The 20,966-nt window shown below is 45.0% G+C and carries 22 protein-coding genes; 2 read left to right on the top strand and 20 right to left on the bottom strand.

The window, feature by feature from the left end; genetic code table 11:
* Window positions 1-22 precede the first annotated feature (22 nt).
* From NST33_RS07875 to NST33_RS07845, 7 genes are all read right to left on the bottom strand, one after another.
* Window positions 23-1,036: a bifunctional glycosyltransferase family 2/GtrA family protein gene (locus NST33_RS07875; protein ID WP_221822675.1), complete on the bottom strand. Its 1,014-nt coding sequence runs from the start codon at window positions 1,034-1,036 to the stop codon at window positions 23-25.
* Entirely contained in the window at window positions 1,033-2,046 is a 1,014-nt protein-coding gene (locus NST33_RS07870) for a phosphodiester glycosidase family protein (RefSeq protein ID WP_221822674.1), read from the bottom strand. Before NST33_RS07870 ends, NST33_RS07875 begins: the two co-directional genes overlap by 4 nt.
* A 426-nt stretch (window positions 2,047-2,472) precedes the next feature.
* Entirely contained in the window at window positions 2,473-3,429 is a 957-nt protein-coding gene (locus NST33_RS07865; protein ID WP_221822673.1) for a radical SAM protein, read from the bottom strand.
* A 340-nt stretch (window positions 3,430-3,769) separates the two neighbouring features.
* On the bottom strand, window positions 3,770-4,345 hold the full coding sequence (locus tag NST33_RS07860) for a GNAT family protein (RefSeq protein WP_221822672.1): 576 nt from the start codon (window positions 4,343-4,345) through the stop codon (window positions 3,770-3,772).
* Window positions 4,346-4,426: 81 nt separating this feature from the next.
* Complete coding sequence (locus tag NST33_RS07855) at window positions 4,427-5,086, bottom strand: pyridoxal 5'-phosphate synthase (protein WP_221822671.1); 660 nt, start codon at window positions 5,084-5,086, stop codon at window positions 4,427-4,429.
* A gap of 38 nt (window positions 5,087-5,124) precedes the next feature.
* Window positions 5,125-5,739, bottom strand: a complete 615-nt coding sequence (locus NST33_RS07850) for a histidine phosphatase family protein (RefSeq protein WP_221822670.1) — start codon at window positions 5,737-5,739, stop codon at window positions 5,125-5,127.
* 126 nt (window positions 5,740-5,865) lie between these two features.
* Window positions 5,866-6,372 (bottom strand): DUF2569 domain-containing protein, encoded by a 507-nt coding sequence (locus NST33_RS07845; RefSeq protein ID WP_221822669.1) that lies wholly within the window; start codon window positions 6,370-6,372, stop codon window positions 5,866-5,868.
* A 354-nt stretch (window positions 6,373-6,726) separates the two neighbouring features.
* Here NST33_RS07845 and NST33_RS07840 point away from each other — a divergent pair, with 354 nt between their 5' ends.
* The gene (locus NST33_RS07840; protein ID WP_260632875.1) at window positions 6,727-7,671 is read left to right on the top strand and encodes a hypothetical protein; all 945 of its coding nucleotides are present in this window, start codon (window positions 6,727-6,729) and stop codon (window positions 7,669-7,671) included.
* 19 nt (window positions 7,672-7,690) lie between these two features.
* On the opposite strand, the gene NST33_RS07835 is transcribed toward NST33_RS07840, so the two are convergent.
* The 9 genes from NST33_RS07835 to NST33_RS07795 form a co-directional block, all read right to left on the bottom strand.
* Window positions 7,691-7,984, bottom strand: a complete 294-nt coding sequence (locus tag NST33_RS07835; protein WP_221822667.1) for an RNA polymerase alpha subunit C-terminal domain-containing protein — start codon at window positions 7,982-7,984, stop codon at window positions 7,691-7,693.
* Window positions 7,985-8,002: 18 nt separating this feature from the next.
* Complete coding sequence (locus NST33_RS07830) at window positions 8,003-9,010, bottom strand: phosphotransferase (RefSeq protein WP_339183217.1); 1,008 nt, start codon at window positions 9,008-9,010, stop codon at window positions 8,003-8,005.
* A 42-nt stretch (window positions 9,011-9,052) separates the two neighbouring features.
* Window positions 9,053-9,646, bottom strand: coding sequence for a DUF4304 domain-containing protein (locus NST33_RS07825; RefSeq protein WP_221822664.1), 594 nt, complete (start codon window positions 9,644-9,646; stop codon window positions 9,053-9,055).
* A 60-nt stretch (window positions 9,647-9,706) separates the two neighbouring features.
* Complete coding sequence (locus tag NST33_RS07820) at window positions 9,707-10,219, bottom strand: DUF4275 family protein (RefSeq protein WP_260632874.1); 513 nt, start codon at window positions 10,217-10,219, stop codon at window positions 9,707-9,709.
* Between the two features lie 45 nt (window positions 10,220-10,264).
* Entirely contained in the window at window positions 10,265-10,801 is a 537-nt protein-coding gene (locus NST33_RS07815; protein WP_221822662.1) for an NUDIX domain-containing protein, read from the bottom strand.
* 162 nt (window positions 10,802-10,963) lie between these two features.
* Window positions 10,964-11,641, bottom strand: coding sequence for an ABC transporter ATP-binding protein (locus tag NST33_RS07810; RefSeq protein WP_339307479.1), 678 nt, complete (start codon window positions 11,639-11,641; stop codon window positions 10,964-10,966).
* Complete coding sequence (locus tag NST33_RS07805; protein ID WP_339307477.1) at window positions 11,638-12,768, bottom strand: ABC transporter permease; 1,131 nt, start codon at window positions 12,766-12,768, stop codon at window positions 11,638-11,640. The genes NST33_RS07810 and NST33_RS07805 overlap by 4 nt, the downstream gene beginning before the upstream one ends.
* A gap of 67 nt (window positions 12,769-12,835) precedes the next feature.
* Window positions 12,836-14,212, bottom strand: coding sequence for a HAMP domain-containing sensor histidine kinase (locus NST33_RS07800; RefSeq protein ID WP_339307475.1), 1,377 nt, complete (start codon window positions 14,210-14,212; stop codon window positions 12,836-12,838).
* Entirely contained in the window at window positions 14,209-14,886 is a 678-nt protein-coding gene (locus tag NST33_RS07795) for a response regulator transcription factor (protein WP_336761239.1), read from the bottom strand. The genes NST33_RS07800 and NST33_RS07795 overlap by 4 nt, the downstream gene beginning before the upstream one ends.
* A gap of 290 nt (window positions 14,887-15,176) precedes the next feature.
* Here NST33_RS07795 and NST33_RS07790 point away from each other — a divergent pair, with 290 nt between their 5' ends.
* Complete coding sequence (locus tag NST33_RS07790; RefSeq protein ID WP_339307473.1) at window positions 15,177-16,160, top strand: cation diffusion facilitator family transporter; 984 nt, start codon at window positions 15,177-15,179, stop codon at window positions 16,158-16,160.
* 141 nt (window positions 16,161-16,301) lie between these two features.
* Here NST33_RS07790 and NST33_RS07785 read toward each other — a convergent pair whose 3' ends face one another.
* The 4 genes from NST33_RS07785 to NST33_RS07770 all read right to left on the bottom strand — a co-directional run bounded on the left by NST33_RS07785 (window position 16,302) and on the right by NST33_RS07770 (window position 20,965).
* A complete protein-coding gene (locus NST33_RS07785; RefSeq protein ID WP_336760346.1) occupies window positions 16,302-16,586 on the bottom strand; it encodes an SHOCT domain-containing protein in 285 nt (94 codons plus the stop codon).
* 163 nt (window positions 16,587-16,749) lie between these two features.
* Window positions 16,750-17,025: a hypothetical protein gene (locus tag NST33_RS07780; protein WP_339307470.1), complete on the bottom strand. Its 276-nt coding sequence runs from the start codon at window positions 17,023-17,025 to the stop codon at window positions 16,750-16,752.
* A complete protein-coding gene (locus tag NST33_RS07775) occupies window positions 17,006-18,043 on the bottom strand; it encodes a hypothetical protein (protein WP_339307468.1) in 1,038 nt (345 codons plus the stop codon). The genes NST33_RS07780 and NST33_RS07775 overlap by 20 nt, the downstream gene beginning before the upstream one ends.
* Before the next feature lie 186 nt (window positions 18,044-18,229).
* Complete coding sequence (locus tag NST33_RS07770) at window positions 18,230-20,965, bottom strand: InlB B-repeat-containing protein (RefSeq protein WP_339307466.1); 2,736 nt, start codon at window positions 20,963-20,965, stop codon at window positions 18,230-18,232.
* Between the last annotated feature and the right edge of the window lies 1 nt (window position 20,966).

The raw sequence follows: 20,966 nt of genomic DNA, 5'->3' as shown, positions 1-20,966 counted from the left end.
CTATATGCCCACTCTCTCTGTGTTAATAGACAAATCTGCGCTGTGCCCAATAGCTGAACAGGAAGATGGACACCTCGGTCAACAGCTTGGCTGCGAGCAGTGGGATAATCAGTTTTTCATTATAAAAATACAGTAAACCGTAGTTTAATAGCAGCACCAGTAGAACAAGTGAGAAGTATTTGGGCAAAGACTGGCGAACCTTAGAGGTTCGTCCTGTGGAGAATACGTACTTCCGATTAATCGTATAGTTGAAGATGGAGCTGCACAGCCTTGCTGCAACAACCGACAGAAACAGATTATGCGTGAAATACTGGATAATGAACAGCAATCCAAAATCAATCAGAGCGGACAGCACCGAAGATGTGCTGAACATCAGGATTGGCATATAGATCCGGAACGAATCCATCAGCGGCCGGAAATGGGAGGACTCATTGTGATCCAGATACACCGTATCAATAAACTCCTCCGTAATCTCATACCCTTCCTTGTGTGCCGTTAACAGCATGTTCATCTCGTATTCAAACCGGTCCCCCGGAATCTGGTTCAGCCAGTCCAGCATGGAGTAAGGAAAACCTCGAAGACCCGTCTGCGTGTCATATACTTGGGTACCTGTCGTGAGCGAAAAAACTGCCCGGGTGACTGTGTTGCCAAAACGGCTGCGTGCTGGGATTTTCCCGCTGAAGCGACGGCTGCCAAGTACAATTCCCGGTGACGTTTGTGCGAGAAGCACTTCGAAGATACGCTTAATATCGTGTGGCAGATGCTGCCCGTCACTATCTCCGCACACTACACCGCCCTGAGGTCCGTACTCCTTAATATATTGAAAACCCGTCTTCAACGCCCTGCCCTTACCCAGATTGACGGGATGTGTCAGGACCGTACAGCCATAGGCTTCTGCCGTTTCAAAAATCCCACGGTACCCTGGGCCACTGCCATCATCCACAATCACAATGGGTCCAAGTTTAAATGTTTGCAGTTGCAGAACGAGATTCAGTAAACGTACATCCGGTTCGTATGATGGAATTAATATCGTCATGATCCTTGTCCCTCCGTCAGATATAAAATGTCACTTACACCACGTTCCTGGTTACGCCCCAGCGGGTTATTGACAACTCTGCCCATAAAATACATCGTGGATGAACCGCCTCCGTCCAAGTTGTAGGCTTCGGTTGCTCCAAGACCTTTCATGACATCGGCCAGTTCTGCCAAGGTCATGCCACGGCTGTCATCCTGCCGTCCGTCCACCACCACAAAGACGTAATGATTCGGAGCAATCATGCCGATCGCTGTTCTTGGATTTGTATCCTGGATGGAGCGGTTACCGAAGTTGTTATCGATTTTCACACTGCTAAAATCACTGACGATCTCGCCATCCTGAATCAGAATCGGTCCAAAGGATAGTGTATTGGTTGCACCTTCGGCCAGCAGTTCCGAGGAAGAAATCTCGTTCTCGTTATATGTTTTCATCGTTCCATTGTTGAACAGGGCAAGCGCATCCCGCGTTGGGCTGTCCCGATACAACGTTCCATTTCGGATAATGACACCATCATCACGGAATCCGTAATAGTCACCATTAATGGCAAAGATCGCATTGTTGGCTGAGGCAATCTCTGACGTATTTTCGGTAATGTTCGTTCCAAAACTATTGTCCGCCAGCGCAGTTCGCAGGCTGCTTGCATCCGTCAGCTGAACATCGGCGACATAATACGTAATCTGATCCGAGCCAGAACCGGTCTGTACCTTTTCAATACTGACCTTCATATCATCACTCGAGTAATTCCAATCATCCGATGTTGCATTCACTTCCGTCGGGATCGTCGAAGTACTGCTGGAATCATTGGTGTTGTCCGTTGATGCCATCGCCGTGTTCTCATCTGCTACAACCACCTGCACATGCCGGATCAGGTAACGGTCAGCCAGGCTGTACAGGATTCCACCTACCGCAAGCACGATGACAAGTGTGATGATGAGCCATCGGCGCTTTCTTAGGGAGATCGGTCTTTTATGTGGGTTTTTCCGGGTTGGTTTCTCATAGATCTTCATCATGTGAAGCTCACCTCTTCATCTAAGTTCTTAAGGCCATATTAGGCCGGATAACTTAAATGAATCTGAAACCACACGAATTGGACTAAAGATTATTACACTGACACTACGATGACAGAACAACCTTCCAATCGCTGTTACCCCCAGATTTTTTTGATTCCCTTTTCTAAAGGGGAAAATCCGGGGATAGCGTAGGCTTCCGATGCAGCTTTCTTTCAGAAAGCTTTCAGGCGAACGCTTCGCTTTTTCAGGTTTTTTCTGTCCTCTCCGTTATTGTGTAAATGAATAGTTCAATAAAAAAGGTGATCCGTTTTCCCATTGAGGAAACCAGATCACCTTGATTTATAATCTATACAATCCTAAGGCCACTAATATCGTGTACATATCTCGTTCAACATTCATATCACATATCTTCATCAGGTCTTCCTGTTATGCGTCTGCAAAAAGAGCATCGTATGCGGGACAAGGCCGCTTTTCCAAAAATTCCATTAACGCCGGGGGCTGCTGCGAATAGATATCCTTCAACGACGTTCCATTATAGATGTTACCAATCACGACAGGATGGCATAACTCACAGATGAGAATATCCCCGTTGCCGTGCAAGTGCAGCTGTTTCGTGCCATCCACACAATTAGAGAAATACACCCCAGGTTGTTCGCGCAAATTCAACTGTTCAGCAAACCGATCCATACAGGTAAAATAGAGCGTTGTATCCGGCTTCTTATGTTCAATCAGCTCCGTTACAGATCGAATAAGCGACTCTCTGGATACAATCTGGCTCCAATCCGTATGTGGCATCTTAATGCTGTTCTGGATCTCATGGATGCGCACACCCAGATCATACACCTTATCGCTAATGGCCTGCATGTTCGCTTGATTACCTTCAAATAGTAACGTTTCCAGCACCGTCTCCAGACCAGCTTCCGTACACAAACGAATATTCTGCTCCAGTCTCTCATACATGCGAGGATGCACACGGTAGTACGCAGCATACGACTCCGCATCCGTATAATTGAACGAGATATGAATGTTAGACAAGCCTGCATCACGCAACGCGATGATTCGTTCTTCATTCAGCAGGCTGGCATTACTGTTCAATTGTGTATCAATGCCATGTGCTGCACAGTACGTCACAATCTCCAGGCAATCCTGATATTTCAGAGTGACTTCACCCCCGGACAATCGCACTCGCTTGAGACGAGGAAGCTCACGAATAATACGGATGACTTCCTGACTATTGATGCACGCTCCATCATCCCGATTGTAGGCGCAGCAATAGTCGCATTTATAGTTGCAGTTCGATGTCACTCCCACCTCAAGCCCTTCCAGCTCATATACGCCGGGTGTCTCCAGTTCGAGTGATTTATATCTGTTTTTGGCTATCAATTCGTTGTACCTCCTGGTTCCTTCATTCAATCCACGTTTGGATAACTTGAAGATTATAGCGGATGGCACCAGGTTGACGATATGACATTATGTACGTTGGTTGTTAAAAACAACATAAACCCATTTCCCCAACGATCAGGAATGGGCCAAAGCTTGGCATATAATTATTGAATTATGAATTAGACAATATAAAATACGATACCTTGACCTTTTGAAGCAGATATTCAAGCTCTTTCTTACTTCTGCTTTTATTGTGTATCACTGATAAATTCAGGATTATAGGAAAATCCATGGCTCGCCAGCATGATAAATGACACACGACTTTTCAATAACACGTTCTTTATTTAACACGAGTATAGAAGTCTTCTTTTACGATAGCATACATCTTCAGATCTTGAAGCTCATTTTTTACCTTCATGTATTTCCTTAGCATACCTTCAAATTGCATGCCTGCCTTCTCCATGACCTTGGCGGAACCTGTGTTTTTCACCAAACATCTGGCCTGGATTCGCTCGAGCCCCACTTCGTCAAATCCAAATTGGATGATTCGTTTCACTACTTCGGTCATGTAGCCTTTATTCCAAAATTGATCAGATAACACATATCCCAGTTCAACTCTCCTGTTATCGCTGTCACACCCTAGATAGTTACAACTACCAATCAATCTTTTAGTGTGTTTATCTTCAATCCCCCATGGACCTATTAGATCCGTCTCATAACGACTCATGACAAAATCTAAAAAAGCTTTGGTGTCTTCTTTGCTCTGATGCGCATCCCAAGTGGTGAACTCCGATACAGCAGGTACAACGCAGTAACTGTACATATCCTCCAGATCATCATAGCTAAGCGGTCGGAGCAGCGTTCGTTCGGTTTCTAATATCGGAAATGGTTCGAAGAAGTTTTCAATCGTTTTCATAGATTTATCCTCCCTCAGATTGTTAGGAAAAAGAAACACACAGCGGTTCGGTCCGTATTACCTAGCTCATCTGTTGTAAAATCAAGGCCACAATTTGAGTGTCTTCCACTGCTGCCCATCTTGCTTTACATATTGAACTCGTACATGCTTGCGCTCCGAATCTCCCTGCCAAAACTCCACCTCTTGTGCATTCACGGCATATAAACGCCAATGAGGTGTAACAACACTAGGGTCACGTCTTATCTTTTCTTTCTGAGCTTTAATGGAACTATTCAGTAATTCCTCGCTATCCAAAACCTCACTCTGATGCCCTGTCATAGCAACTGCTCTTGCTCCAGCTGAACGTTTGCGGAAATCATCAGCGCCCGCTTCATCTCCCCGATCCTCGGCAATTCCCCTTATCCGAATCTGTCTTCCAAGGGAAGGCCAGTAGAATGTCAGAGCGACATGAGGATTCTCCTTCAACTGCTGCCCTTTGCGACTCTCCGAACTGGAGGCAAAATAAAACGTTTCGTCGATTACGTTTTTCAAAATCAATACTCTCGCATCAGGATAACTGTCTTGATCCACGGTTGAAATCGTCATGGCATGAGGTTCTTTCACTTCATTCTCAACCGCCAATCTCAACCACTCCAAAAATAGCTTCCCGGGCCGATCCGGTAACTGCCCCATATCCCACGTTGGAAATGGGCCGGATAAAGACTTCAAACGTTGTAGCAGTTCAATGGGTTTATCACTCATGTCATCGCCTCCATCTTCTCTTTAACATGGAAAAACAACTAATCTAGATGACTTAACACATTTACGCTGCTAAGTTTCCAACCATGCCTTCCCTTTTCAACGGTATGTACACTGGTGTTGTCCATGGGATAGAAGCTGGACTTATTGCTCCATTCCTTCTTCTCAAGCAGATAATACAGAATATTAATCACTCCGCCGTGAGTAATTAATAGAACATTGGACTCTACTGTTTTCTCCTCTAAACCCCTGAATAGACTCTCGAAAGCTGTACTTATCCGGCTATAAAAATCCCTTGGGCTTTCTCCTCCCGGAAACGGGGAGTCCATCTCAAGAGTATTGAAATAAATCCCTGGGTAATGCTCCTCAGCATCCTTATGGAGCATGCCTGCCAAATCTCCGTTATTCATCTCCCGCCAATCTTTCATTAGGCTAGCCTGCATGTTTAATCTCTTCTCCATTTCCCGTGTAGTCTGCACTGCACGAGGCAGATCACTGCTAATAATCGTATGTATGTTGTACTCCTCAGCATGATGATGCAAATGCTCTCCCAATTTCCTGGATTGATTGATTCCCTGCTCCGTAAGTCCACGATCGCTCCATCCGCCTCGATACCCTCCCTCATCCATCCCATGCCTTACGAGATAAATTTTCAAGATCTCTCCTCCTTTTCACTTCTATAATGAACAATATCCTTTACACTGTATGACAGCCCGGCATATATAAAATAAACCCGACCTCAGATAGCTTCTATCCAAGATCGGGTATTTCCTGCTTACCATTTATCTCACAAATGTGTTATGAACTCGCTCTGATTTGATAAAATAAGGAATCCAGATGGCACAAGTGATTACAGATTTAGCAATTTCTCTGATCGAGCTTCCATCTTCCAATTCTTTTGCTAACGGAATCTGGAGTAATAATAGGTAATCAATGATACCAACAGCTAGACTGAGACCATAGAAGATGATCATCAGACGGGGTAATATTGCCTTCTTGCTATAAAACGCAAAAATTGTGTAGACGCTGAATAATAAAAACAGCGTATTGTACACCATCTCAAAAATAAGTACCGGACCCCATAACGGGTGATAGTAGTCCGATTGTTTGGAGGTTAGCATTTCCCAAGTCTCCGTTGTGAATGTGGGTATTATCTGTTGAAATAATTGCACTACAAGCAGTATTACCGTTAGAAATAATCCAATCTGGATGAGAATAAGCCAACCACCCAATCCCGAGACGCCTAGTGGACGGTAATCTGCCTTTTGCTCTTGAATATGTGGTTCCATTTCGTAACACTTCCTTAGCCAGTTTTGTTTTTCTGAGATGAGTCTTCATCTTAATATTGCACATTGAACCTATGGGTGATTCTCACCCCTTACTTCACGTGCGTTGTATGTATTTTCATACTCTCCTTATAGCGATCTCTCCGCCTTCCTATTATATGGAATTTTACACAACTTCCTTATTGTACTACATATGTCAAGGACGAAGCAGCCATTACAAATCATACTCATACAGTAAAAACCAAATAAGGCTTTCGCTATACTTCCGCCATGTTCAGCAAAGTACACGTACGTCATAATCCTCTTATACAGATGCAGATGGTGACACTGTATTCGACTACGAAGGAGGATATGGATATGCCCAATCCCAAAGTAAAACTTTTGCCTTTCGCCGACATTTCAAATTATGTCGAGGGCTTCGATATCGTTTCCACCCAGTGGGGCGGTGATGGTCTTGTCTATGTGCTGCTGATGAACCAGATTCCAGAAAGAGAACGAGGTATGTTCGTTCAGACCACATTAAACCAAAGCTATACGTACAAAGTACTCATTGTGACAGATCAAACTATCGAGGAAGTTGTCATTTGGGGACAGACGTTCAATTATCATTATGTACAACCGTTACATGATCATCTGCTGCTCGTCGGAGCACGATGTACCAATTACGGGAATGAAAAGTATGATCTAAACGCCAAAGTGTGTGATTTAGACGGAAATACAATTCGCGAGTTTTTGCTGGGAGACGGTATTCAGAGTGTACAGGTCACAGAGAAGGGAACGATTTGGACCAGCTACTTTGATGAAGGGATATTTGGTAACTACGGATGGAGCGATCCAATTGGATCATACGGTCTGCTGGCCTGGGATGGACACGGTAATAAGCTGTACGAAAACCACGCAGCAGACATTGCGGATTGTTACGCACTCAATGTCGTAAATGATAACCAGGTCTGGTTCTACTTCTACACCGATTTCGAACTGGGTTGTATCTCAGGGGGCACCAGTGAACCCAAAGTGACATTTATGAATCCAAACATCTCCGGTTCCTCCGGCTTCAGTACGGATGGTTATCATTTTTTGTTTGATGCCGGGTACGGTAAACATGGTACGTTTGTCCTTAAGAAAATGGAAAAGCCCGGAAGATTGAGCAAAGGACAAAAGATTGATTTGCTAAATGAAGATGATCAGCCCTTCAAGCAGGTACGGCAGGATTTTCGTCAACATCGTCTGCTACTTAGTGAAGGTAACTTGTTGTATCGGGTAACGATGGAGGAGATTACTTCTGCTTCTGGTTTGGATTAGTGAAACCACATGAAGAGGGTTATTTCTTAAAAGACAATCCCTCTTCTTCCAATGCGTTTCGAAGTTTAGGCATGGCAGATGGTCCGATTCCGTGTAGTTTCAGGATTTCTTTCTCTGTGTAATCCGCAAGTTGCAGTAGTGTCGTAATGCCTTCATTCTCCAAGGCACGTCTGGCGGGAGCTGACAGCAAGGCTAGAAATCCTTCTGTCGGTTTACGTTCAGCTTCGCATGTCGGACAGGTTAGGCAATCACTTTTTTTATAATACGAATGGCCTTGTTCGCATGTTCTGAGTGTTCCTTTATCGTTGGCCATATGGCATCCCCTCCTGAATCAAGTATTCAACCAGTTCTTAATATCTGAAATCATATTTTCGTATTGTTTTAGAGCCTCTAAAGTCCAAATGACTTGTGATGTTCCTACTAACTGTTCCTCTATGTCCGTACATTCAATCCACAGTGACCGTTTAAGACTATATTCGAGCCAGTCCAACTTTCCAGCAAAACCATTATCCAGAACCACATCCCAATTGGCGGTTAGACTCCCCACTTGCTTCTCATATCCAGCTATAAAAGCCAAGAACTTTTCCTTGTTTATACTTCCGGAGTTATCTACTGACCAATACACAGCTGTTTCTACCAGATCATGCATAGGATTAATATAACCTGCCGATTCCCAATCGATAATAATAGGTATGTCTTGTCTCCACATCACATTCTTAGGCTCCAGATCTCTGTGACTAATAACATTCTCAGATGCTAACATTGAAGATGACTTCTTAGCCTTCATGCTCCACTCATATAGCTTATCCATACTGGAATTCAAAATCTCAATCCATTCCGAATTCTCATTTTTTCCTTTGTTCAGATAAAACATCCAATCTATTTTTTTAGAATTAGTCACCTGTGAACTATGCAATTCTAGTTGTCTAAAATCCGTTTTATGAATATCTGCAAGGATCGTTCCCATCAGAGAACTGTTATTGATAGTAACTTCATCTTGTTCCAAGCGTTGCCCCTCAATCCAATCAAAAATTAGATAGAATTGATTATCAATGTTATGCATAGAAGCACCCTTTAACCTTTTTGCAGGTTGAGCATGGATATGTTCAGCTGCCACGCTTGCGATTTTTTCTGAATCAATATAATTTTGCACAGCAGTAGGTCTTATCATGATCTGGGGATTCAATGCCTTAACTGCATAATTAGCTTGCGTCGTTTCAATGGCGTACATTCGATGAAGAAGTCCACCTGAAATCGGTTTGGGCGAACTGATCAATTCACCAAGCTGTAATTCATTACACAGTTTCTCAAAATTTAAATTATATTGAGTATCGTTCATATGTTATCCCCTCTCATTTTGGCTATTTGTCTGGAGCAAAGCCTATAATCCGTACTCGGCAAAAACGGCTGCATATTTCTTTTCTAATATCGTCCAGCGCTTTTCGGCTCCGTATTTGGCGTGCAGTTGCTGTAAATAATGCTTGGCTTCTTCCGTATCACCGGCTTTTAGCAGGAAGCGGAAGGTTACTTCGCTTAAATGTAGCGCTGTCTTGTCCATATAATAATGGACTATATCTCTGGCCCCTGTTAGCGAGTGCAGGAATGACATGCCCTCTTCCAAATGTGACACCAGTTCTTTCGATAAAGCTTCCGGATCGATATCAGGCGTTAAGGTATAGTGGGCCGGAGCGGAAGGGGCTATTGCTCTGATTCGGCAGGTAAAATGAGATATGTACTCCAATATGTCTCCATTCAATCCAACGGAATGCAACTCCGCAAGTTCGGTGGAATGAACACCACAATTAACATAAAACTGGACTTGACGACTGGTGTTATACTTTGCTCTTTGAATGTTGAACTTATATGCGAGGTTTCCATCCGCTTTGTAGAAATTCAGATTTTTCTTGGAATAACCGTGTTTGGCAAATACGGGTTTGACTTCTGTTTTGATGATCTTCTTAAAAAGTTCCTGCATTAGATATCACTCCCAAGGCAAATTTTATTTAATACGTTGTTATCTTTTTTTTGTTCAAAATCATGCTTGTTCCATTTTATAAAAATAAGGGCCACACATGGATTCGTGCGTATGCACGTACGTCCATGTAAACGCTCGGTCGAAGATATAGATATCCTGCTCCGAATCAAAATCCGCTGCAATAATCCGATTCGCGTTTTCGTATAAAAGCACCCAACCCCCACTTTCATACATCACATATACTTCATCTTTCGGCTCGGCATTGAAAGCATCTCGTGCTTGATCATGTGTCCGACATTTCTGTTGTTCATAACTGAACAAATGCCACTTGTACTCACTATAATGGATAGACTCTTTGACCACATCATCGATATTATGGGCAAACACGCTGTCCCATTGCTGTACAATCCCTTCGGATTCCTCATACAGTTCGGACACGACAACCCCTTTACCCTGCAAATTCTTCTTGAACATATATTCCTGATGGATACGCTCAATCCCCCAATATGCTCGGTTCAGTTCCATTTCGGGTAATGCATCCAGCAGCTCGTTAATTTTATCTCGAATCATCATTACCTCCGTAAGATATCGGAATTAGATCATCTGGTCCTTGCCTGACTATTTAGCTTCTTCTCGCAGCATATGAGCCAGTTTGTACATCTCCGCAATGTCATATCTGTTCTGTTCCTGGAATCTTCGGATCGCCTCATCAATCTCTACGACTTCCACCGCAACCACCTGCTCTCCATCCTCCGGATTCAGCGGATCACCAACAAGTTCAACGTCTCCATATCCGATGATTCGTACAAAATGGGGATGCGGGATATGCGGTCGATACGGTTTCAACGCACTGGATGCGCAATAGAATTGGCCAAAAATCTGATAGGACCGCATTTCAGCCCCAAGTTCCTCCATCAATTCGCGCTTCAGTCCATCCATGTAATGCTCACCCGCTTCAAGCGTACCCCCAGGAAGCTCCCAAGCTCCATTATCCAGTTGGAATACAACACATTGATCCCCGACAAACGGAATGATGCTAATATTGCTCACCAGCGTTTCATCCACGATGTCGTTTAATCTGAACTCCGCCTCAATAATTCCCCAATGAATCGACGTACTCAACGCCGGAAATAATTCCGCACTCAAGCTACTCATCCGCACCCGATCCTCTCTATCTAATTCCACTATTCTTCCAATTATATTCGAAAACACAGAAAGAAGGCCACCTTCCCACCGGGAATACGTGACCCTCTTCTTATGCGCTCTGCCCTTAGCCTTGGATCAGTGTTCTCTCCAGACTCTCAGACCATGCTCTCTCTAATGCTGCACCAGCTTTCCATTTTCCAAAAAAAGAACCCGGCTACAGAGCGGCAAAATCCGCTCATCATGTGTAACCATCACTGCACTCTTGCCCTGCTCTTTCACGAGCCGTGCAATCATGCGGACAATATCCAGCCCACGCTCCGCATCCAGGCTGGCTGTCGGTTCATCCGCGAGCAGGACAGCCGGATCATTCATCAACGCCCTTGCAATGGCGACCCGCTGTCGTTCCCCACCAGACAGCTTCTCCGCATATGCCTTCCGTCGATGGGTCAACCCCACCGTGTCTAATAGCTCATCCACTCTCTTCTCCGCCTTGTTTTTATCCGTTCCGGCGAGCTTCGCAACCACCATGAGTTGCTCTTCTACTTTCAAATACGGAATGAGGTTGGCACTTTGAAAAATAAAACCAAGCTGCTGAAGCCGCATATCGGATATATCCTGTTTGCTTTTGCCCATAATAGAGGCCCCGTCCAGTAGAACCTGCCCTTGGGTTGGTTCGAGCAGTGCGCCAGCAATGGACAGGAATGTGCTTTTACCCGAGCCGGAAGGCCCCATTACAGCGACAAGTTCCCCTTCTGTTACCTCAAGGTCCAGTTTGTCCAAAATCGTGCGTTTGCTGCCGCCATCTTCAAAGGTCTGTGTAATTCCCTGCAATACCAATCGGTTTCTCATGCTGCAGTCCTCCCAATCGCATCAAGTGCATCAATTTTGGTAACCTTCCACACCGAGAATAATGAACCCGCCACAGACATGAGTATGAATAACACACAGGTCAGCGCGAGGGTGGACAAGCCTAATTGAAACGGCATCGATGCTGGCAAGATAGACTCGAACAGTCGAACCGACAGTACGCTAATCACCAGACTACCAACCGACAGGAGCAAGACTTGTAACGAAACACTGCCCGCCAGATAACCATTCCGCGTTCCAATCGCTTTCAATATACCGAATTGACTCGTTTTCTGAATTGTAATGACATAGAAGAATACCGCAAGCACAAACGCCGAAATAACATATAGAAAAGCGATCATCATGAGCAACGATCCCTGCTCTTCCTTATATCCAGGAATGGCCGATACGGCATCCGACTTCGTAATAACTTCCGTATTAGGCAATGCAGTACTCAGGCGGTCTAGCTGATCGCCCCCATCCTTGATCGCAATAGCATTGTATATCGGAGCATTGGCATTGGTGTCTGCTGAAGCTTGAGAAGTCCGTGAACTTCCCTGGAGTGCGAGCCATTCCTGTTCATTTAGGAACACCACCGGGGAGTGACTGAAGGACTCATTTTGTACAAATCCACCAACGGTCCACTCCGTACCCGAAGCTTGATCGACCAGGACGGTGCCAATCGTGACACCAGATTCAGACAACTTTTGGTCCACCACAACCTGCCCGTCCGTTTGATCCGTAATCGGAGACCCTTCGGTCACCGTTGGAGCAAGCCAGTTCTCCGGGTTCACCATGAACAGCGTGACATCGATCTTTTTTGTGTCGCCGGTTGGACTGACGGTTGTCATTTTCACACCGAGCGGCTCAGCGTTCTCTTGCCCCACTACCGAGCGAGCTTGATCAAGCTGATTCTGATCCACTTGTGACCGGGTAAAACGATGATTCGAATCCTGCTCCAGTACAAAGTGGGTTGCTGCCATATTTTTGATCGAAGCTGCGTTATCATACGCCAGCCCCTGTGCAAGACCTGTAACAAATAGTACCAGAAATGAAACCAGTACCATGATTGTAGCAATTAAGGCATATCGCCCTTTGGCATACCTCATTTCCCGAATAGCCAAGTACATGTTCTGTGACCTCCCTCTTGATAACCCAAGTATAGGAGGCGAAAATGAACGGCAAATGAATAACAGATTACATCTGCGGAAGTGTCACGGTGAAGACCGTACCCTCAGGCGAACTGGAAACCTCAATTGTACCATCATGAATTCGGATAATTTTCTGCACAATGGCAAGTCCAAGACCTGTTCGTCCAGAAGAACGTTCCCGCGCACGGTCCACCCGATAGAATCGATCGAACAGGAAAGGCAGATGCTCCGCAGCAATCCCGTCTCCTGTATCCCGAATCTGAATCACACACTGGTTTTCCGTCTGCTCCGCGTGAATCTCGATGCTTCTTCCCTGTGGTAGATGGTTCACCGCATTGCCCAGTAGATTCATCCAAACTTGCATGAGCAGCACTTCATTGCCCACCAGCTGGATGGATTCGGGCACCGATATCCGAAGCAGAAGTTCTTTTTCTTCGAGTTGCCATTGCAGCACCTGAACCGCTTGCCTGAATTGATCTTGCAAAGAGAACTTTACTTTGGACAGATCTTCGTTACCTTGTTCAAGAGAGGACAGGAGAAGCAGTTGTTTGCTGAGCAAGGAGAGATGGCGGCTCTCCTCCTCAATGATCGATGCATAGTGCTCCCGTTCCTGTTCAGGCAGATCCCGATCCGCCACCAATTGGGCAAACCCCTGAATTGAGGTCAGCGGCGATTGAATCTCGTGGGATACGTTGGATACAAACTGCTGCCGTGCCTGATCTACCCTCTCCAATTCACGACTCATGGTCATGAAATGATGGGCTAATTGTCCAATCTCATCCCGCCTTGCCGTGGGCAATTTCAGATTATATTTTCCTTGCGCAATACGCTTGGTCGCCTCGGACAGACGTTCAATCGGGTTAACCAGATAACGGGTACTAATGAGAAAGATCAGGATACTAATACCCACCGTTAATGCTCCAATCAGCGCAAAAAAGATCCGCAGCTCACCGAATTGCAGAATTACATCCGGGCGCATAAAGAGAGCGTAATTCGCATTGCCCCACTGTAGATGAACACCCACGGTATTGCTTAATTGATTATCGAAGAAACCGGTAATGAACGGTTTGCTTGGAAACTGGGCGACGCCATGGTACACCTCACCATTTAGTACCAGTTCTACAGCTTGCTTATCCAGATCTTTCTCACGGAATTCGCGGCCATAGAATCGGTCGTTGCCTTTTCCATCCGTCACATAGATTTCATACCCGAGTGCGGCGGCATTGTTCAAATACTGCTCCATCGTGCCGGGTTGCTGCTCCACAAATTGCTTCATATGCGTCGCGATGCCCACCAGCTTCTCATCATTGAAATCCTTGAGCTTTGTATGATAGTAGATGTTGGACAAAAGAAAACCGAGCATACCGCTGACCATAATCACTCCAATCGTAATAAGGAATACCCGGACATACAAGGTCCTCAAGGCGTTTTCACCTCCATCTTGTAACCAATGCCCCGCACAGTCTGAATGACGAAATCGTCCGTATAATCGGCAAACCGATCACGTAGCCGCTTGATATGTACATCAACGGTACGGTCATCTCCTTCATAATCTGCTCCCCAGACGAGTCGAATGAGCTCATCCCGCGAGAACAAACGGCCCGGATACTGGGCAAGCTGTGAGAGTAATTCAAACTCCTTCATTGGCAAAAAGAGAATCGATTGCCCATCGGTAACCTCCACATTGTTACGGTCAATGACGATCCGGTTCATACGGATAATATCGCTGGATGTGCGATGGTACCGACGAAATAACGCCTTTACCCGATAGACTAACTCTTCCGGTTCAAATGGCTTGGTCACATATTCATCTGTTCCTTTCAAATAACCATCTCTCTTATCGGATAGCTGATCTCGTGCCGTCAGTAGCATGATAGGAATGTCGTAATGCTGCCGAATGAAATCGCATAACTCCAGTCCGTCCATGCCGGGCATCATCACATCGAGGATCGCCAGATCAATCGGCGTTTCTTGCATCAGTCTGACCGCTTCCAATCCATCCTGCGCTTCATGAACCCGATACCCTTCCTTGGTCATGACATGCCGCAGAAGTGCTCGAATATTGGCATCATCGTCTGCCAGCAGCAGATGTTTCATATCGTTGTCCGCCCTTCTATGTAGCGAGTACATCTCACTTTGATCCTGCACAGATGGTAGCATAAAAGCAATCTCATTCGCCAGCACATGCGTGGAGACACCTTGGACATGTTTATATTTTCTTAAATCTGGTTGACACTACTATGAGGCACAACTATAATAAATTCATAACATATGAACGGACGCTCATATATTCATTTGTTAGTGAGTAACCATCGCTAAGGATCACCTATAACCACACTAGAAATCATATTACATAACGGAGCCGCGCTCCAAAGGAGAGGATTTATATGTCTGGACATCATCACAGTCACAACCATGGGCACGATCATGGACACAACCACGCTCACACCACCAATAACAAGAAAGTCCTGTTGTTTTCCTTCATTATTATTACCATTTATATGATCGTTGAAGCCATTGGTGGATTCATCACCAACAGTCTCGCACTTATCTCGGATGCAGGCCATATGCTGTCTGACTCCATTGCACTCGGGATCGCTTTACTGGCGTTTACCTTTGGTGAAAAAGCCGTAAATACCGGCAAAACGTACGGGTACAGAAGATTTGAAATTTTAGCCGCTACGTTAAACGGAATTACGTTAATCGCCATTGCACTATACATTTTCTACGAAGCGATTGGGCGTTTTATCAATCCGCCGGAAGTTGCAACCGTAGGTATGTTAATCATCAGCATCATTGGATTACTCATCAATATTCTGGTGGCCTGGATCATGATGCGTGGTAGCGATACGGAAAATAATCTGAATATGCGCGGTGCTTTTCTCCATGTCATCAGCGACATGCTGGGATCCGTTGGGGCTATTGCGGCAGCCCTGCTTATGATGTTTTTTGGCTGGGGTTGGGCCGATCCACTTGCAAGTGTAATTGTCGCGGCGTTGGTATTGCGAAGTGGTTTCTATGTCACCAAATCCTCCCTGCATATCTTGATGGAAGGCACTCCAGCCAATGTGGATGTGAATGAACTGGTGCAGACTATTAAACAAGTTGATGGCGTCAAAGGTGTTCACGATGTGCATGTCTGGTCCATCACCAGTAACCTGAATGCGCTGACCGCTCATATTGTGGTGGATGGAACGATGGATGTTTATGCATCCGAGATCCTGGTTCAGAAAATTGAACATATGCTGGAGCATAAAGAAATCAAACATGTAACGCTCCAAGTGGAGTCCGAGAAACATCTGCATGACACCTCGGTATTATGTACGGTCAAAGGCGACGCACCAGATGCTCACGCACATCATCACCATTGAGATGAGTACAAAATATAGTTATAACAAAAACAGGGCAGATTCCCCGATGAAGGGAACGCCCTGTTTTTTTGTTTAGAGAATTTCATTTTTTGCATGAATAGAAAATGGAATGACCTTTACCTTATCGCAGCAGGCTTTGGACTACCTGTATCTGGAGAGTAACTTCTCTTTCTTCTGATCGAATTCATATTCTGATATGATATTTTTCTCTTTTAATTCACCTAACTGTAGCAGTTGTTCATGCACATTCACAGGGGGCTTTTTTTTCTTGCTAGATATGATTAGAGCTAGAATTGAGAAAAGCAGACCATACAGGACAGCCAAAATTCCCATTCCTGCTGCGGCTTCCGAACTTTCCAAGAAAGCTACTAAAAAGAAAAAATTAAGTACGTACCAAATAAGACTGATGATCGATAATGCTTTCAATGAATGTTCCTCCTAAAGATTATGTACGTTTCTATTCAAAATCAGAAAAGGTCGGTCAGAGCACTAAATATTAACCTCTTCCCAGTTTATAATGACGTATCCAAGCTGAAACAACAGGATAACAATATAACTGATGTTGATTCCCAAACTGGTCTTAACTTTCTTAATCTGATCCAAGAAATCTTCTTTGTTCATTTTTCCGCGTTCCAGCTTGGACTTCATCCAAGCCTTTCTCAATTCCTAATTTGAAACTTATATGCACACTCAAGGTCAGAATGACTAAACCAAAACCTATAAAACTTAAATACGGTGTAAATTTGTTGCTTCGCATGTGCTCTTCCTTTCCGGCAATCTCCATTGGTCTAGTGGCTGTTTCATTCAAGATTGCAGATTCACTGTAGCCCAAATACTCAACTTCATTAATCTCCGCCACCACCACAAGATGAACAGCTGGATGAGCTGCAAGAAGAGTCGGAAGATGACCCCGAGGATGATCCAGATCCTCCCGAGAAACTACTATTGTCTGTACATTGATCCGCATAACAGCTGGAACTGCTCGTGCAGCCACTGCTTGACGAGGAACCATAGGCTGCCTTTTCCTGTGGAAGAATTTCCTGTTCCATCCGCCCCATGTGTAACCCATATGTCGCCTCGTTATGCATGGAGTAATACACCATGGCGCTAGCCATGACGAGAGCTACATCGCTACTTCCGGAAGATGATGGAGATAGCTCTTCCTCACTTAGCGTTGCGGATCTACGTAGTTGATCAATCAAATAGGCAATCACCTGAGCAGCTTCAGGATCTTCCTGCATGCGTCTGGCATGAAACAGCTCATTCACCAGTTCAGACTGATCTCCCTGTGCGATCAGCTTCTGTACATCACTGGATAATGGGTAAGTGAAAAAATCACCCCAGATTGCAGCACTGTAGGGGGTAAACTCGAATAATTGACAGTACACCCAGTCAAACCATGCACGCGCTCCTGGCGTTTCGCGGCGGGTGATTGCCGGCTCATGGTGCACGGTGGAACCCATGAATTCTGCACAAAAATCAGCGTAAGATTTCGTAAACATCAGCATCTCATGCCACAAATCATCAACTTCATCACTGAACATGGGCACCTGCTTAAGTAATGAAGCCATAATGAAATATCGCTTGAGCTCTATCAATTTCCACCGATACTCCAGCGTTTTCATGTGAGGATATTCCTGTTGAATTCGTATCTTGAGTTTATTGGCAAAATGCTTATTGTAACTCTTCTCCAATTGAAGAATGGTTTGCTGATAGGAGACTTCTTCTCGAAGTCCAAGATTCAATGGTGCTTTTTTTCGTCTGTACGTCACTTTCGTCTGTTTTCTGCGTCTTCCTGCTGGACGGAAAATCTTGAGCTTACGTCGAACCAAATAGGCTGTTACAACTAATAAAACTGCTGCAAGGTAGTAGTAGATCGGCATAAATAAACCGCTCCTCTCCGTTGATCTTCTCTATGTAGGGTTAAGCTATCATTAGTATATATAACAATACCCATATTTTAAAGAGCCCTAGCATATATGTTCCCTGCTCATCATCAATTAACAACAAAAAAACTAGGCTCTATTAAAAACATAGAGCCTAGTTTTTTACATCCGTAAATTATCCCATCAGTCATTCGGGGTATCAATTAGATTGGTCTCTACCAAAAACCTTTGTACTATCGCTGCTGTTTCACCTCGGGTAAGGTTCTTTGTAGGCATCAAGCCTTCATTCGATCCTTCTACAAGTCTGTTCTTCACAGCTGCAGCCATGGCCTGCTTCGCCCAGGATGAAATCTTTGCTTGGTCTGCGAACGGAGACAGCAGAGAGTCTGGATAGGCTCCGTCAGCTGCTAGACCCGCCAGTCTCATCGCCCGGTTCATGATCACCAATGCTTCCTGCCGAGTAATGGTTTGGTTAGGAGCAAAAGTCCGGTTTTCATAGCCTTCAATCAATCCATATTCCACAGCCTTGGCGATAGCGCCTGCGTACCAATCACTGGACATTACATCATTGAACGCACTCTCGGTGCCGGTGTCAGACAAGCCCAACGACCGAACCACAATGGCTGTAAGTTCTGCTCTGGTAATGACAGCATTCGGTTCATAATGATTCTCATCTTTACCTTTGATAATCAATCGGGAAGCCATATCATTAACGGCCTGCTTTGACCAGTGACTTTCCACATCCGCAAAGGTCTTTGGATTCCAGATCAGGAAGTAATCGCTGTTGGTGAGACTGTTCACGGTCGCATAATTCTTCCCTTCACGAGTCGTGAGATAGGTTGGTACGTGGCGTACACGGCCATCTGAATTCAGCACGGCTGCCGTCGTCACCTTGCTCACATCGATACCAGCGGGAAGCGGAATTTCACGTTCCACGTAGCTGCTAAACTGCTCAACAGCTACTATTTTACCATTGTAAGAAGCTGTTACATTAAAAGTGACCGGCGGGGCTGCAACCTCAAAGCCTCCTTGCGCAGAAGCAGTCTCGGCGAGAACAGCTGTATCCTCATCGCTCTTAGCAATCTCCACCCGAACGACAATGTCAGAAAGTTTAACTTGTTCGCCCAGTTTAGAGGAAATATCATCGATGGTAATTTGCCCAGCAGGCAGCTTATAGGTACCGTTTGTCGTTTGTACCTCCAAGATCGATTGTTTAATTTCCATACTTTTCACTGCTTCACCGGTCAAAACCACTAATACTTTGTCTATTTTGGCGGTCACAGGAATGACCACGGTGGATTTGTCAGCCGCCTTCTTAAGTTGATCAGCTAGTTTGAATGAATCAATTGTAGCCTTCAGCACCGATTTTCCGTTCTCTATAGCCGTCGATCCTGTAGCAATTTGGTCTTTCACAACACCGTCAACAATGACTTGAAAACCGACTGGTTTATCGTCGGACGACGTACTTGGAACAGATGGCAAGCCAGAGTTATTTGTATTATTAGAATTGTTTGAGTTGTTTGAGTTGTTTGAGTTGTTCGAACCATTGCTTGTCCACTTCGCATACAATGTCATATCCGAGGTGACTATATCCGTTGCAAAGTTCCAAGCATTTGTACCCGCTGCTTCTTGGTACCAACCTGCAAATGTGTAACCGGCTCTCGTCGGTGCTGTCGGAGCACTGATTGTCGTGCCACTATTCACATTGGAGATACTGGAAACCTCGCTACCTCCCTGCGAGTTAAATGTAACCATATGTTGCACTGGTCCCTCGATTACGGTTACCTTGCCAGGGGTAAGTATTTTGTTCATCTCTATCCCTGATTCATCCATGATGGAGAATAGAGCGGAATCTTCTGTCTGCACTGTCAGCGCCTTCTCGCCTAACACTGCCTCGCTCTTCACTTTGAAGCTAACAGTGAACATTCTCTCTCCGGCCAGGATCGGTGTATCTCCCCCATCATTATCTACCCATACTGTTTTGAGCCAGCCTGCATCGTTATCGTAATTGGAGTCGAAGTAATCTCCAACGTTTCCCGTAACTCCCGTTACTTCCAAACCTTCTGTGTCAAAATCAAGCTGTACGCTATAGGCTGCTATTCCATAAGTTAAGTCGGTCACTGTGACTGGTACGTCCACCGTGGAGCCAGGCGTTCCGCTCACCGAGCCAACCTGAATCTGCACCGCGTGCCGCGTCCATTTCGCATACAACATCATATCAGACGTTACCGCGTCTTCTTCAAAGTTCCATGCATCCGCAACGGACGCATCCTTGTACCAGCCTGCAAACGAGTAGCCCGCCTTCGTCGGCGCTGGAGGAGCACTGATCGTCTTGCCGCTGTCCACGTTGGTCACACTCTCTACAACACTGCCTCCCTGTGAGTCGAATGTCACAGTATGCTTAATCGTAATTTTTGTCTTTACCGTTACCTTCCCAGACTCAACTGAGGTGGAAGCGAGTTCATTACCCTCGTAGAGGTCATGTTTTATCACATTAAAATCCCAATCTCCAGGCTCTGCAGAGTCCGTGATTTTGAAATGAAGAGTGAATGCCTTTGTATCTGCTTCTGTAATGAATACTGGATTAGCCTTGATATTGATCGTCCCATTACTAGAAAAATCCGATTCAAAACCTCCTTCATTAGAAATGACCCCCAACTCATCTGTCACTTCATTTCCAGGTACCAACGCCAACGTGGATTCATCAAATCCAATCGAAATATCATAATGATTGATCAGATCCTCCGGTGTCAAATGTACCGAAATGTCAACGAAATCTCCAGGATATCCTTGTTCGCTGCTTATCTTAATCGAGTTTGAAGCTACATCTGAACTAGATTCGGCATAACCCATTGTTCCAAAAGTTAAAAATACAACGACCGCCATCATTATTGAAATCCATTTTTTCCAAGCCATCATA

This window comes from Paenibacillus sp. FSL L8-0435, assembly GCF_037965655.1.
Classification (GTDB): domain Bacteria; phylum Bacillota; class Bacilli; order Paenibacillales; family Paenibacillaceae; genus Paenibacillus.
This window is presented reverse-complemented; position numbering and strand designations above follow the sequence as displayed.